Source organism: Sinomonas mesophila (assembly GCF_001999765.1).
GTDB classification, from domain to species: Bacteria; Actinomycetota; Actinomycetes; order Actinomycetales; family Micrococcaceae; genus Sinomonas; species Sinomonas mesophila.
The window spans coordinates 79,522-93,872 of record NZ_KV908323.1 but is presented as its reverse complement, the minus strand read 5'-3'; the positions used below and the strand labels follow the sequence as shown (position 1 = coordinate 93,872).

Below are 14,351 nucleotides of genomic sequence, written 5' to 3'. Positions count from 1 at the left end.
CTCTGCCACTGAGACCGGGGCCTCCGCCGCCGAGACCGTGGCTGGGGCAACCGCGACCCCGGCCAGCGCGAGCTCGAGCTCCGCCGCCGCCCGGAGGGCCGCCTGCTCGGCAGCCGAGGACGCAGCCAGCGCCTCCTGTGCGACCTGCTCGGCGGCCGACGCCTCTGCGGCAGCAGCCTTCGCCGCCGCGGCCTTGGCGACGGCGGCGGTGACAGCGGACTTGGCAGCGGCCGCGGCGGCATCGGCGGCGCTCCGAGCCCGCTCGGCGGCGGCGCGCGCCTCGGCGACGATGGAGTCGGCCACGCGAGGGGACGCACTGGCCCCCAGGGAGACGGCGGCCTCAACGGGCACGGCGGCGGCCACGGACACGGGAGCCGAGACCGCCTCGGCCTCGTCGCGCATCGCGAGGGCAGCGCGCCGCTCGGCCACGGTCGTCACGATGACCTCGGACGCCGACCCGGCCCGGCTCGTGGACTTCTTGGCGGGGGCCTTCACGGGAGCAGTGGCCGCCGCCTTCGCCGTCGTGGCCTTGGCGGTGCTCCGCTTGGTCCCGGCCTTGGGCCGCGTCGGCTCGTCGAGGTCGTCGTCCTCGTCATCCTCGTCGTCGAACAGGTTGTCGAAGAGGTCGTCGAAGTCGTCGTCCTCGTCGTCGTCGACCTGCGGGCCGTAGCCGAACCCCTCCTCGTACTTGGCGTCGAGCTCGGAGCGATAGTCGGAGTCGAAATCGTCGTAGTAGTCGGGCTCGGCCAGGGCGGTCATGAGGGCGGGGGTCTCCTCGTCTCGGGCGGGCGCGGGCCGGTCGCGGGCGCGAGGAGTCGCGTCCGGTCCGGATTGGTCAGGGGGTGGCTCGGCCTTCGGGCGTGAGCTTCACGAGTCTAGCAACCCGCGGTTGCCGCACGTTCCCCCGATGTTCACCCGAGACGGGCCTCACCCGCGTCCTCACGGGCAATCCCGCCCGCGGATGGGACGGCCGCCACACCAGCCGACGGCGTGTCGCCCACACCCGGGCGTGTCGTCGGAGCCGCCGCGTCCGGCTCCCGAAGCGTCGCACCGGACCCCCAGGGCCTTTGCCCCTCCCGTGCCGGAGCCCGCCGGGCCTACGATCGCAGCATGAGCGCCGTGAGCATCACCGGTCTCGTCAAGACGTTCGGCCGGACGCGGGCCCTCGACGGCCTCGACCTCGAGGTGCGCGAGGGCGAAGTGCTCGGCTTCCTCGGCCCCAACGGGGCGGGGAAATCCACGACCCTGCGCATCCTCCTCGGCCTCCTGCGCGCGGACTCGGGGCGCGTCGAGCTGCTGGGCGGGGACCCGTGGCGCGACGTCGTCGCCCTCCACCGGCGCGTCGCGTACGTCCCAGGAGACGTGAGCCTGTGGCCCCAGCTCACCGGCGGCCAGGCGATCGACCTCATGGGCCGCCTGCGCGGCGGCCTCGACGAGACCCGCCGGGCCGAGCTGATCGACACCTTCGAGCTGGACCCCTCGAAGCGCGGCCGCACGTACTCGAAGGGCAACCGGCAGAAAGTCGCCATCGTCGCCGCGTTGTCGTCGCGCGCCGAGCTGCTGGTCCTCGACGAGCCCACGGCCGGCCTCGACCCACTCATGGAGGCCCTCTTCCGTGAGGAGATCCGCCGCGAGAAGGCCGCGGGCCGCAGCGTGCTGCTCTCGAGCCACATCCTCGCCGAGGTCGAAGCACTCGCGGACCGGATCAGCATCATCCGCCAGGGCAGGGTCGTCGAGACGGGAAGCCTCGAGCAGATGCGCAGCCACGCCCGCACGTCCGTCGCCGCGACCCTGCACGGCGGCACCGACCAGCTCACGTCGATGCCCGGCGTCCACGACCTCAGCGTCGAGGACCACCGCGTCCGCTTCACGGTCGACGCCGACGGCCTCGGCAGCGCGATGAACACCCTCGCCACGCACGGGGTCACGGCGCTGACCGTGACCCCGCCGAGCCTCGAGGACCTCTTCCTCCAGCACTACGGGGAGCGGATCCCGCCCTCGGGAAACGGCGCCGAAGGAATCGCCGGCGAGCACACGCGTGCGGCGGACGACGGCGGCCGGAGCCCCCGCCGTCGTCCGCGCCACCGCGGCACCCCCCGCGAGGAAGAGCGTACCGAGGACGGCGGCCCGCAATGAGCCAGCTTGCCGGCGCCGGCCGGCTCACCCGCTTCGCCCTGCGGCTGGACGCGTGGAAGCTCGTGCCGTGGATCGCGATCATCGCGCTGTTCCCCCTCGCGTCCTACTCGGCCTACGACTCGCTCTTTCCGACGCCCCGGGACGCCGTAGTCCTCGAGGTGAGCCTCCAGACGAACCCGGCGTTCACCCTCCTGTTCGGCCACGCGACGAACCTCGAGACAGCGGCCGGCTTCACGACGTGGCGGATCCAGGTCTTCGGCATGTTCTTCACGGCCCTCATGGCCATCTTCACGGTCACGCGCCACGCCCGGGCCTCCGAGGACACCGGCCAGGCCGAGCTCGTGGACTCCGGCGCGGTGGGGCAGCATGCGCGCCTCGCCTCCGGCGTGCTGCTCGCGTGGGCGGCCTCGGCGGCGGTCGCGGCGCTCATCGCCGGGACGCTCACCGCCGCGGGCGCCGCCCCGGAGGACGCCCTGGCCCTGGGCGGGATGCTCGGCGGCATGGGCATCGCGTTCGCGGGTGTTGCGGCGGTCACGGCTCAGATCGGCTCGTACGCGCGCACGGCCAACGCCCTCGCCGCCGCGGTCCTGGTCGCGAGCTACGTGCTGCGCGGCCTCGGGGACACGCTCGAGGACGCCGAGTGGCTCCTCTGGACGAACCCGATGGGCTGGGCGGAGCTCATCCGCCCGGCCGCCGAGAACAACCCGGGACCGCTCGCCCTGCTCGCCGCCGTCGGGATCGCCACGGCGGCCGTGGGCGCGCGGCTCGCTCGGCGCCGCGACTTCGGGGCCGGGTTGCTCCGTCAGGGCACCGGCCCAGATCGCAGCACGGCCGGAATCTCCCGGCACACCGTGCGGCTCAGCCGAGGCCCGATCGCCTCGTGGCTCGCCACGTCGGCACTCCTGGGCTTCGTCTACGGCATCGTTGCCGGGACCATGTCCGGCTTCTTCTCCGAGAACCCGTTCGTCCAGCAGATCCTGGCCGCCCGCGCCGCGACGGAGGAGGACCTCGTGTTCGCCTTCGTCCAGATGCTCACGTTCATCATGGCCATCATCGCCGCGGTCTTCGGCGTCCAGCTGGCCCTGCGCTTCGCCGTCGAGGAGGACGAGCGCCGCTCGGAGTGGGTCCTCTCGGCGCCCTTGGCCCGCGCGCGGTACCTCGCGCCCACCGTCGCCGCAGCGCTCGGGGCCCCGACGGTCGCCGTCGCGGTGAGCGGCACCGTCCTCGGCACGACGGCGGTCGCGACCGGCACGCGGGCCGACGCGTGGCTCGTGCTCCTCCAGACGCTCGCCCATGCGCCGGCGGTCTGGCTCGCTGCGGCCCTCGCCCTCGCGCTCGTCGGCGCCGCGCCGCAGCTGCGCTGGATCGCGTGGCTCGCGCTGGTGTACTGGATCGTCCTGACGCTCTTCGGTCCCGTGCTCAAGGCCCCCGACTGGCTCATGGACACCAGCCCGTTCCACGTCATCCCCCGGATCACGGCGGACGACGCCGACTGGGCGCCGGTCGTCGTCGTCCTCGCGATCGCTGTGGTGCTGATCACTGCCGGGTTCGCGGCCTACCGGCGGAGGGACCTGCGGACAGTATGAGTCCGCAGGAGGCGGCGGGCGGTGCCCGCGCTGCCGAGGAAAGTGAGAGACTGATGTCTCCGGTCCCCGGCGGGAATGATCCCGGGATCCGGGCGGTTTGCACCCACAAGACGTTGCCTCCCGAAACCATTTCACCCAGGAGCTCCCTTGCCTTCCGCATCCCAAGAAACGCCCTCGGGCGCCGGCCACCCCGGCTCCGTGGCAGAGAAGCATCCGATCAGCCGCGAGAGCCGCCTCGTCGTGACCGTGCTCGTCATCGCGGCGTTCGTCGTGATCCTCAACGAGACCATCATGAACGTCGCCCTGCCGCGGCTCATGGCCGAACTCAGCGTCGACGCGACCACGGTCCAGTGGCTCGCGACCGCCTTCATGCTCACGATGTCGGTCGTTATCCCGACTACCGGGTTCCTCCTGCAGCGCCTCTCGACGAGGACCGTCTACCTCCTGGCCATGGGCCTGTTCAGCGCCGGCACCCTGCTCGCCGCGCTCGCCCCTGGCTTCGGCGTCCTGCTCCTGGCCCGCGTCGTCCAGGCCTCCGGGACCGCGATCATGATGCCCCTGCTCATGACAAGCGTCCTCTCGCTCATCCCGGTCCAGCGCCGCGGCCAGGTCATGGGGACCGTGAGCATCGTCATCTCGGTGGCCCCCGCCATCGGCCCGACCCTGTCCGGGATCATCCTGCAGTTCCTCTCGTGGCGGTTCATGTTCCTGACCGTCCTGCCGATCGCCCTTGCGGCGCTCCTGTACGGCGCCTCGAAGCTGCGCGGCGCCCCCGAGGGCGAGCGGCCGCGGCTCGACGCGCTCTCGGTCATCCTCACGGTGCCGGCGTTCGGGGGCGTCGTGTACGGGCTCAGCCAGCTCGGCGGGGAGGCCACGGTCGGCCTCGGCCCGGCGATCCCGCTCGCGGTGGGCGGCGTGGCCCTCGTCGCGTTCGTCCTGCGCCAGCTCGCGCTGCAGCGCTCGGGCTCGCCGCTGCTGGACCTGCGCGCGTTCACCTACCCGATGTACACGATCGCGACGGCGCTGCTCATGGTCGGCATGATGGCGCTGTTCGGCGTCATCATCCTCCTGCCGATCTACCTCCAGCAGCTGCGCGGCCTCGACACGCTCTCGACCGGCCTCCTGCTCCTGCCGGGAGGCCTCGTCATGGGCCTGCTCGCGCCCAGGGTCGGCAAGTGGTTCGACGCGGTCGGCCCGCTCCCGCTCACGCTCACCGGCACCTCGCTCATCACGGGCGTGCTCGTGGCCCTGAGCTTCATCACCGCGGACAGCCCGGTGTGGATCGCCCTCGCCCTGCACGTCGTCCTGTCCCTGGGCCTGGCCCTACTGTTCACGCCAACGTTCACGAGCGGGCTCAACCCGCTCCCGCGCCACCTGTACAGCCACGGCTCGGCCATCCTGAGCACGCTCCAGCAGGTCGCGGGCGCGGCGGGCACGGCCCTGCTCGTGGCCGTCATGGCCGCCACGACGCACGCCGCCGCCGGGGAGCTGCCCGCGCAGGACGCCGCCGTGGCCGGCTTCCGGGCCGCGTTCCTCGTCGCCGCGGGCGCCGGCGCGATCGCGATCGTCCTCGCCGCGTTCCTGCGCAACCGCGTGCCCGAGCACGCCCCGGCGGGCGAGTCCGCGCCGTCGCCCGCGCACTGACCACGCCGGGAGCCGACCTACCCCGCGGAGAACCCGCCGTCGGCCTTGAGCAGCTGCCCGTTGATCCATCCTCCGGGCCGGCTCAGGAGGAAGGCCACGACGCCGGCGATGTCCTCGGGCGTGCCCAGCCGCCCCCAGGGCTGCTGTGCCGTGCCCGATGCCCGCACGCCGTCGTCCATCCAGCCCGTGTCGATCGGCCCCGGATTGAGCACGTTCGCCGCGATCCCGAGGTGCGCGAGCTCGCGCGCGGCGGCGAGGACGATCCTGTCCAGGGCGCCCTTGCTCGCGCCGTAGGGCAGGTTGTGGACCGTGTGGTCCGAGGTCAGCGCCACGATCCGCCCGAGGCCCGCCCACTCGGGCGGAAACTGCTCGGCGAAGGCCTTCACGAGCAGCCACGAGGCGCGGGCGTTGACGGCAAAGTGCCGGTCGAAGGATTCAAGGCCCGTGTCGAGGATCGACGAGTCGACCGACTCGGCGTGGCTGAGCACGAGCGCGCGCACCGGCCGCTCCGCGCCGGCGTCGTCGAGCAGCCGGCGGGGGACCTCGGGATCGGCCAGGTCCGCCTCGAGCGTGCTGACCGCGGCGCCGAGGCCGCGCAGTTCCTCGGCGAGCCGGCCGACGTCGTGCGGCTGGACGCCCCACGGCATGCGCGCGTCGTAGGGCGACCAGTACGCGAGGGCGAGGTCCCAGCCGTCGCGGGCGAGCCCGCGCGCAATCCCCGCCCCGATCCCGGCGAGGCGACCGACGCCGGTCACGAGCGCGAGCGGGCGGCCGGCGGCCTGTTCGGGAACGGGGCTGGTCACGGGCGGCGCTCGTAGACGACCGTCGTGCGCAGGGCCCGGAATCCGACCCGCTCGTACAGCCCGACGGCGCCCGTGGGGCTCTCGGAGTCGACCCCGAGGTCGGCGAGCCGGTAGCCGGACTCCCGCGCGGCGCCGAGGACCTCGGACAGCAGGCGGGTCGCGAGGCCGCGTCCGCGCGCCCGGCGCCGCGTGCCGACAAGTGCGACGTAGAGCTCCCCGGGAACGAACTCATTGCACAGCACGTACGCGTCCACGGCCTCGTCCGGGTCCAGCGACGGGTCCGCGCTGAGCGCCACACGGCTGAGCGCGGGCCGGAAGCTGCGCGCCGCAAGCTGGTCGGACCAGCGCGCGGCATCCCGCTCGACGGCGCCCCAGTGGTCCGAGAACGCCTCGTTGTGCGCCCGGCGGGTGCCCTCGGCGTGGTCCTGCGCGAGGGGGAGCACGACGGCGTGGTCCCCGGTTCTGTCCGAAGTCCAGGACCTGGCTCCGGGCCTGGCACCGGCCGGGGCACCGAAGGGGGAAGCCGGGGCCCGCCAGCCCGCGAGCTCGGCTCGCATGTCCTGGAAGTACCTCGCGGGGCCGTAGCCGCGGGCGGCCGCGAGACGCACCGCCGAGGAGCTGGGCTTGCCGCACCACACCGAGCACACGAGGGGCAGGCTCGGGTAGCGGGCGGTGGCCAGCTCGGCCGCTCGGGGCTCGATCCAGTCCATCACGGCACGCCCGAGGCCCATGCCGCGCCACTCTGGGTGCACCCCGCCGGAGAGCAAGGCCTTGGCCATCCGGTCCACGAGCCCCTCGGAGATCCGAAGCTGGCCGTAGGCCACCATCGTGTCCCCGTCCCAGGCCGCGATGGTGTCGAGGGAGGGGTCGACTCCGGGCTCGCCGAGCTCCTCGACGAGGTCCTCGGGCTCGTAGAACTCGTCCGTGTCGTCGACGCGGGCCAGGAGATTGCTCAGCTCCGCCCACGCGGGAGCATGGTCAGGCTCGATCGGCTTCCAGACGACGCTCATGGCGCTCCTCGCGGGCGAGCACCGGGCAGAGGGCCCGGGCGGCAGACGGGTGCTCCCACGCTAGCACCGGCGCCCCGCGGAGGGGAGCAGCGTGGGTCCACAGCGTGTGAACTTCTGGAGACAAGTTATCCACAGGCTGGGCATAAGTCCGTGGATACCGGCGGGTTGCCGCTAATCACATGCCTGTAAGTTATCCACGCCGTGGACAAGCCTGTGGATATCCGGAGGCGCGGCGTTCAGACCTCGAAGCCGTCCACCACGAGGTCCTGGTACTCCAGGTGCCGCTTGAGGAAACGGCGGACGTAGGGGCAGTAGGGCCGAACGCGCTGACCCTTCGCGCGCACGTCGTCGAGGGCGAAGGTCACGAGCCGGCTCGCGAGGCCGAGGCCCGAGTACGCCTCGCCCACTTCTGTGTGGTCGAACGCGATCACCGCGCCGTCCTCCTTGAGCCGATACTGCGTGAAGCCTGCCGTCACGCCGTCCACACGGACCTCGTAGCGGTGGCGCTGCGGGGTATGGACGATCGCGACGACGCCCTGCTCTGCTGCGTCCGTGGGTGCCTGGGCGGGCATGGTGTCCTTGCTTTCGGGGTGGATGGTCGTCGGGGGGCTGGTCTTGGGGCGGCTGGTCGTGCGGCGGCCGTCGCGCGCCCCGCCGCGTGGGCGGAGCCGGACGTTGGGAAGGGCCGGCGCCGGAAGCGCCGCGTCGCCCCCGGTGAGCTCGACGACGGGCCCGAACGGCTCGCCGTCGTGCGCCATGCCCGCCTCCGCGCCTTCCGCCTTCGCGCTGCCCGGCTCCGCACCGATCTGCGCCTGCCACAGCGCGCGGAACCCGACGATCTCCTCGTGCGATCGGCCCACGAAGTTCCACCACATGGTGATCTCCTCGCCGAACGGGGGGCCGCCGAGGATCATGATGCGGATCCGGGTATCGCCGGGGTTCTCGAGCCTCACGCGGGCCCGACCGGGCGCGGCGTAGGCGAGGTGGGCCTGCGGTACGGGCTCGCCGTCGAGCACCGCCCCGCCGCTGTCGGGCAGGAAGGCATGTTCGAACTCGGTCGCCAGATCGAGGACGACGGCGGCCCCCGGCCCGAGCGAAAGCTCGGCGCCGAGCAGGGCCGAATAGGTACGCACCGGAGAGGCGGAGCCGTGCAGCTCGCCCAAGAACACGCGCAGCTCGGCCCCCCGAACGCCGTTGCCGCCTGCGTCCTCGAGCACGACGGCGTGCGGCACGTAGCGCTCGAAGCCCGGCCTGGCGCCGCGGAAGGGCTCGGGGAGGGCCGCCCACAGCTGGACCCCGTGGAGGACCGTCGTGGCTGGCGTCGAGTATTCGGAGTGGTTGATGCCGCGGCCGGCGGTCATGAAGTTGAGCTCGCCCGGCCGCACGCGGGCGTGATGCCCGGCGCTGTCGCGGTGCTCGACCTCACCCGAGAAGAGCCAGCTGATGGTCTGCAGGCCTGTGTGCGGGTGCGGCGGAACCCGCATGCCGCCCGTCGCGGAGACGTCGTCGGGCCCGTAGTGGTCGGCGAAGCACCACGCGCCCACCAATGAACGATGCTTCGAGGGCAGCGTGCGGCGGACCGGCATCGCCCGCAGTCCGCCGAGCGGGACGTCGCGCGGCTCGATGATCTCGAGAGCAAGTTCTGGCCCTTCGGCCTCGACCCCGCAGAGGGTCTCGGCAGGGTCAAGCTCCAGATTGCTCATGGGTGTACCTCCTGTGCAGAGCCTACGCCCGCCCTCCGACAGCCCACACCGCCATCCACTTTCCAACAGGCGTTACCCCCAGAGTTATCCACAGCTGGGAATAAGTTCGCGGCTTCCGGGTCGACACGGGCGACGAACCGGGATCGAGCGCGTAAACAGCCTCTGAACTACACGCCTGTAAGTTACGCACACTGTGGACGGCGCCTGTGGACAAGAAGTCTTGACCGCGCGTCGCTGGAGTCCTAGTGTGGAAATATTCAACAAGTTTGTTGATAAAGCTGTTGCTTGATCATCCCGCGTGGTGCGAGGAGGGAGCAGACGGTGGCCGCTACATCAACAGCCCCCGCCCAGGACGCCGAGGACCGCCTCACCCGGGCCTTCTCCGCCCTCGCGGATCCCCTCCGCCGGCAATTGCTGGCTCGGCTCATCCGAGGGGACGCGACCGTCAACGAGCTCGCGGAGCCGTTCCCGGTCACGCTGCAGGCGGTGTCTCGGCATCTCAAGGTGCTCGAGGAAGCCGGCCTCATCACGCGCAGCCGCGATGGCCAGCGCCGTCCCTGCCATCTCGTCCCCGAAGCCTTCGGCCCCCTGGCCGTATGGATCGACACCTACCGGGAACGCACCGAGGAGAAGTACCGACGCCTCGACGCGCTTCTGGCCTCAGACACAGGAGAGCAGCCATGACCGCCAACACCAGCAAGACCAGCACGGCGAGCAACACCGTCCAGATCGTCGCCGATCCTGGCATGCCGTACATCGACATGACCCGTGAGTTCGAGGCGCCCCGCGAACGGGTGTTCCGGGCGCACTGCGATCCGGAGATCTTCGCCAAGTGGATTGGACCCGAGCGGCTCTCGACCACCATCGAGCACATGGAGGCACGCACGGGCGGCTCCTACCGGTTCGTCCAGCGCGAGGGCGAGCACGAGTATGCCTTCCGGGGATCCTTCCACGAGGTCACTGAGCCGAGCCGCGTCGTCATGACGTTCGAGTTCGAGGGCGCCCCAGGGAACGTCGAGCTCGACACCAGCACGTTCATCGCCCTGCCGGACGGCCGGTGCCGTCTCGAGATCCATTCGACGTACGAGTCCGTGGCCGCGCGCGACGCCATGCTGCAGTCGGGCATGGAGACCGGCGTGGACGAGGGCTACCGGCAGCTCGACGCGCTTCTAGCCTCTGGCGACGCGTAGACGCTCCCGCCACCTCCCTTTATCCACAGCTGTCCACAGGCGCCGGGGAAAGGTTGTCCACAGGCAGGGTCCGCGCCCGCGGCTGCGGGGACCCCGCCTCGGGCCGACTGCCGGCGTCTTCCGCGCCAGCACTGGCGATACGCCCGAGTAACTACATGCCTGTAAGTTGTACACACTGTGGACAAAACCTGTGGAGAACGGCGGGAGACCACGTGGAGAACCCCGAGACGACGTGGAGAACCATGAAGACCAACGCCGAGATGGGGGCGTAAGACGCCGAAATGGGGGCCTGGGACGCCGAGATCGCGGGGTCAGGGAGTCACAACAGCAAGAGGCGACCCCGCAACGCAGGGAGGTGACCCCGCATCCTTATGACGTGACCCCGCAACGCAGGAAGGTGACCCCGCAAACGAAGGGGCGGGTTCGCCTAGATCCCGAGGCCGCCGGGACCGATGTTCAGGGCGGTGACGCGCGCCATGGTCACCACAGCGAGGATGACGGCGACGGTTGCCATCCCGCCCCACTGTACGAGCGCGCGGCGGCTGCCGCGTGGGGCATAGGCAACTGCTGCCGTGGCGAGGGCGCCCGTGACGAGGCCACCGAGATGTGCCTGCCACGCGATCTGGGGCACGACGAAGCCCAGCACCGCGTTGATGGCGATGAGCACGAGGAGCTGCCGCGAGTCCCCGCCGCGCTGGCGCATGACGACGAACATCGCACCGAAGAGCCCGAAGACCGCGCCGGAAGCGCCGACGACCCCCACGAGGCTGGGCGGGGTGAGCAGGAAGTAGCCGACCGAGCCGCCGACGGCGGAGAGCAGGTACACGGCGAGAAAACGCGCGCGGCCGAGCAGCGGCTCGAGGGCCTGCCCGAAGATCCACAGCGTGTACATATTCACGAGGATGTGGAGGACGAATGTCGGCGCGTGCAGGAACGCGGTCGTGAGCATCCGGTAGGGCTCAATGCCGGTCAGGAGCGTGGCGTACGCGAACTCGAGGTAGACGTACGAGTTGGGCACCGCCCACTGCAGCGCGTAGACGACGGCGCACGCGGCGATGAGCAGCGTCGTCACGAGCGGCCGCCCGCCCGGCCGCGCGACGGCGCCGTACGCCGTCCGCGGGGCCGGGGCGGCGAGCTCGCGGACACAGTCCACGCAGTGGAAGCCGACGGCGGCCGGCCGCTGGCACTCCGGGCACGCGGGCCTGCCGCACCGCTGGCACCTCACATAGGAGATGCGGTCCGGGTGGCGCGGGCAGACCGGTTCCGCCTCCGGGCCGGCCGCCGGGCTTCCATCGCTCACGTGCTGGGTGTCCCTGCCGTTCTTGATCTAGGAGAGGGTCAGAGCTGCTCGACGTCGATCGAGGAGATGACGACGTCCTCGACCGGGCGGTCCTGCATGCCGGTGCGAACGCCCTCGATCGTGTCGACGACCTTCTTCGAGTCCTCGTCGGCCACCTCGCCGAAGATCGTGTGCTTGCCGAAGAGCCAGCTCGTGTCGACCGTCGTGATGAAGAACTGCGAGCCGTTCGTGCCCTTGCCGCCCTGGATGCCGGCGTTGGCCATCGCGAGCTTGTAGGGCTCCTTGAAGGTCAGCTCGGGGTGGATCTCGTCGTCGAAGCGGTAGCCGGGGCCGCCGACTCCCTTCCCGAGCGGGTCCCCGCCCTGGATCATGAAGTCCTTGATGATGCGGTGGAAGATCGTGCCGTTGTACAGCGGCGTGCCGGACTTGTCCTCGCCCGTCTCGGGGTGCGTCCACGCCTGCTCGCCGGTCGCGAGGCCCACGAAGTTCTTGACCGTCTTCGGCGCGTGGTTGCCGAAGAGGTTGACCACGATGTCGCCGTGATTGGTGTGGATGGTTGCCTTGGCGGTTGCATTTGCGCTCATGGGCCACATTCTTCCACGGGCGGCTGAGCCCTTCCCGAGGAGTCCCGGTGTTCCGCGCTCGGTGAAATCGGGTAAGAGGAGCGTGTCGGGGGGCGCTTTGCCGTAGCCCCGGGGCCGCGCCCCACGTAGGCTGGCGTTGGTTCAGGGAGAATCCGGAGGTAGCCGTGAAGAAACCACTCGAGAAGAGCTTGAACACGACGGAGTCCATCGCGCGTGACGTCGCCCGGGACATCGAGCACGGCGTCGCCGCTGGCGTGGAGAACGCCAGGGAGTGGGCGCAGCCCCGCGTCGACGCCGCCGTCAGCTGGGCGGTGCCGCGGCTGCAGCATAGCCTCGACTCGGCTTCGCCGAAGATCCAGGAGGGGCTCAAGAGCGCGGCTCACAACCTCGCCGAGGGCGTCGCGACGGTGACACCGAAGATCCAGGACGGTCTCGCACACCTGGCCCCGCGCATCACCGACGCCGTGGACAGCACGGCGCCGCGCCTGCACGAGGCGGTCGACAAGGCGGCTCCTGCCATCAAGGACGCGGCGGATCAGTACATCCCCCGCATCTCCGAGGGCATCGCGCACGCGGCCGAGTCCGTCAACCGCGGTCTCGCACACGCGCCGGCGCGGATCGATGACGTCGCCCATCGCCTCGCCGAGTCTGGCATCGTCCGCCAGGCGGATGCGGCGGCGAAGGACGCCGTCGTCGCCGCTCAGCGCGCCGTCCACTCGGCAGCGGACGAGCTCGCTCGCCCCAAGCGGAAGCGCGGCCGCGGCCTCCTCATCTTCGGAGTGATCGCCGCCGCAGTCGCGGCGGGCGTCGCGGCGTGGAAGGCTGCCAAGCCGGTCGAGGATCCGTGGAAGGTCCCGTCCCCCGTCACGCCGTCCGACACCGCATCCGGCACGGGCACGCCGTCGCCCGTCCCCGCCTCGGGCGCAGCGGCCGGCGCCGCCGGCGCCGCCGCCGCGACGGGGGCCGCCGCCCTCGACAAGGACGCGGCCGCCGAGGAGGCCTCGGTCGAGGCATCCTCGGTCGCCCAGGCCGAGGCCGAGGCGGCGTTCGACGCCGGTCAGGCCGCCGTGCTCGAGGACTCCCCGGCCCGGGCCGCGGAGGGCGAGGGCGAGGACACGGCGCTCGTCGACGAGTCCGCCGCGGTCGCCGGCGCGAGCCTCGAGGCCGAGCCGCAGGCCACTGACGCCGTCCTTCCAGACGTCGAAGAGTCCACGCCCGCCGACGAGGCCGAGGAGGACGCAAAGGGGGACGGCAAGCACAAGGCCAATGACGCCTCCGCGGCCATGCGTAACATCGCCTCCGCTTCCCGCCGTGAGAACGGCGAGGGGACGCCCGGCGCCTGACGCTCGGAGCGGACGCACACACGGCTGAGGCCCCGCCGCTGGCGGGGCCTCAGCCGTGTCAGCACTCAGAGCGCGGCTTCTCGGAGCCACCCCGGGCCCCGTCCACAGCCCGCGGGCCCGCTGCCGGCGGGGGGCGCCTTTGCTAGATTTGACCGTGATGCCTGACGACCCCGCCTCCGAGCCGACGACGAGCGCGCCTCCTCTGCCGAGCGTCTCGATCGTCATCCCGGCGTACAACGAGGAGAGTGTGATCCGCCAGTGCGTCACGGCGGCCATCTACCAGTCGGTGCCCGCGCACGAGATCATCGTCGTCGACAACCTGTCCAAGGACTCGACCGCCCACATCGTGCGCCAGCTCGCGCAGGAGTACCCTGAGTCCCCGATCAGACTCCTGACCCAGAACCGCGAGCAGGGCCTCATCCCGACGCGCAACTATGGGCTCGACTCGGCCACAGGGGACGTGATCGGCCGCATCGACGCGGACTCGCTCCTGGAGCCCGACTGGGTCGAGGAGGTCCAGCGCGCGTTCACGGACCCGAGCGTCCAAGCCACGACGGGCCCGGTGGTCTACTACGACATGCCCATGCGCCGCTTCGGGCTCAAGGCGGACGACAAGGTCCGTCAGCTCCTTCTCAAGCTCTCCCGGCACCAGTACCACTTCCTCTTCGGCTCGAACATGGCCATCCGGCGCACGGCCTGGGAGACCATCCGGGACTCGACGTGCCTGGACGAGAAGGACGAGATGCACGAGGACATCGACCTGTCCCTGCATCTGGCCGAGCACGAGCTGCGCATCCAGTACTGCCCGGAGATGGTCTCGGGCATGTCCGCGCGCCGGCTCGAGGACTCGCCCAAGGACTACCGCTACTACGTGCAGCGCTTCGACCGGACCTACAAGGCGCACAATATCCGCAAGATCGCGCTCAAGGCCCCTATGGCGGTGGTCTTCTCGGTGTACTATCCGGCCAAGCTCCTGCGCGCGATCCACTCGGCGAACCAGCCGCCGGTCAAGCGCGGCGGCGTGTAGCCGGGCAGGAGCAAGGGAGGCGCAC

12 protein-coding genes are annotated in these 14,351 nt (G+C 71.4%); 7 read left to right on the top strand and 5 right to left on the bottom strand.

Annotation, left to right across the window (positions count from 1 at the left end):
- The first annotated feature begins 1,110 nt into the window (after nucleotides 1-1,110).
- The 3 genes from BV907_RS02325 to BV907_RS02315 all read left to right on the top strand — a co-directional run bounded on the left by BV907_RS02325 (nucleotide 1,111) and on the right by BV907_RS02315 (nucleotide 5,366).
- Nucleotides 1,111-2,136, top strand: a complete 1,026-nt coding sequence (locus BV907_RS02325; protein WP_077488046.1) for an ABC transporter ATP-binding protein — start codon at nucleotides 1,111-1,113, stop codon at nucleotides 2,134-2,136.
- Nucleotides 2,133-3,722, top strand: coding sequence for an ABC transporter permease (locus tag BV907_RS02320; protein WP_077488045.1), 1,590 nt, complete (start codon nucleotides 2,133-2,135; stop codon nucleotides 3,720-3,722). Before BV907_RS02325 ends, BV907_RS02320 begins: the two co-directional genes overlap by 4 nt.
- A 198-nt stretch (nucleotides 3,723-3,920) precedes the next feature.
- Complete coding sequence (locus tag BV907_RS02315) at nucleotides 3,921-5,366, top strand: DHA2 family efflux MFS transporter permease subunit (protein WP_245827748.1); 1,446 nt, start codon at nucleotides 3,921-3,923, stop codon at nucleotides 5,364-5,366.
- A gap of 17 nt (nucleotides 5,367-5,383) precedes the next feature.
- On the opposite strand, the gene BV907_RS02310 is transcribed toward BV907_RS02315, so the two are convergent.
- From BV907_RS02310 to BV907_RS02300, 3 genes are all read right to left on the bottom strand, one after another.
- Complete coding sequence (locus BV907_RS02310; RefSeq protein ID WP_077488043.1) at nucleotides 5,384-6,169, bottom strand: SDR family oxidoreductase; 786 nt, start codon at nucleotides 6,167-6,169, stop codon at nucleotides 5,384-5,386.
- On the bottom strand, nucleotides 6,166-7,179 hold the full coding sequence (locus tag BV907_RS02305; RefSeq protein ID WP_077488042.1) for a GNAT family N-acetyltransferase: 1,014 nt from the start codon (nucleotides 7,177-7,179) through the stop codon (nucleotides 6,166-6,168). Before BV907_RS02305 ends, BV907_RS02310 begins: the two co-directional genes overlap by 4 nt.
- A 236-nt stretch (nucleotides 7,180-7,415) precedes the next feature.
- Entirely contained in the window at nucleotides 7,416-8,882 is a 1,467-nt protein-coding gene (locus tag BV907_RS02300) for a pirin family protein (RefSeq protein ID WP_077488041.1), read from the bottom strand.
- Between the two features lie 321 nt (nucleotides 8,883-9,203).
- Between BV907_RS02300 and BV907_RS02295 the strand changes: the two genes are divergently transcribed.
- Both BV907_RS02295 and BV907_RS02290 read left to right on the top strand, forming a co-directional pair.
- Complete coding sequence (locus tag BV907_RS02295; protein ID WP_077488040.1) at nucleotides 9,204-9,566, top strand: ArsR/SmtB family transcription factor; 363 nt, start codon at nucleotides 9,204-9,206, stop codon at nucleotides 9,564-9,566.
- Nucleotides 9,563-10,072 (top strand): SRPBCC family protein, encoded by a 510-nt coding sequence (locus tag BV907_RS02290; protein ID WP_077488039.1) that lies wholly within the window; start codon nucleotides 9,563-9,565, stop codon nucleotides 10,070-10,072. Before BV907_RS02295 ends, BV907_RS02290 begins: the two co-directional genes overlap by 4 nt.
- Nucleotides 10,073-10,499: 427 nt before the next feature.
- On the opposite strand, the gene BV907_RS02285 is transcribed toward BV907_RS02290, so the two are convergent.
- Nucleotides 10,500-11,372, bottom strand: a complete 873-nt coding sequence (locus tag BV907_RS02285) for a rhomboid family intramembrane serine protease (RefSeq protein ID WP_077488038.1) — start codon at nucleotides 11,370-11,372, stop codon at nucleotides 10,500-10,502.
- 38 nt (nucleotides 11,373-11,410) lie between these two features.
- Nucleotides 11,411-11,956 (bottom strand): peptidylprolyl isomerase, encoded by a 546-nt coding sequence (locus BV907_RS02280; RefSeq protein WP_077488037.1) that lies wholly within the window; start codon nucleotides 11,954-11,956, stop codon nucleotides 11,411-11,413.
- Between the two features lie 164 nt (nucleotides 11,957-12,120).
- On the opposite strand from BV907_RS02280, the gene BV907_RS02275 reads away from it, so the two are divergent.
- Together BV907_RS02275 and BV907_RS02270 are read left to right on the top strand one after the other, a co-directional pair.
- The gene (locus BV907_RS02275) at nucleotides 12,121-13,299 is read left to right on the top strand and encodes a hypothetical protein (protein ID WP_139346565.1); all 1,179 of its coding nucleotides are present in this window, start codon (nucleotides 12,121-12,123) and stop codon (nucleotides 13,297-13,299) included.
- Nucleotides 13,300-13,456: 157 nt separating this feature from the next.
- Nucleotides 13,457-14,326, top strand: coding sequence for a glycosyltransferase family 2 protein (locus tag BV907_RS02270; RefSeq protein WP_077488036.1), 870 nt, complete (start codon nucleotides 13,457-13,459; stop codon nucleotides 14,324-14,326).
- The last annotated feature ends 25 nt before the right edge of the window (nucleotides 14,327-14,351 follow it).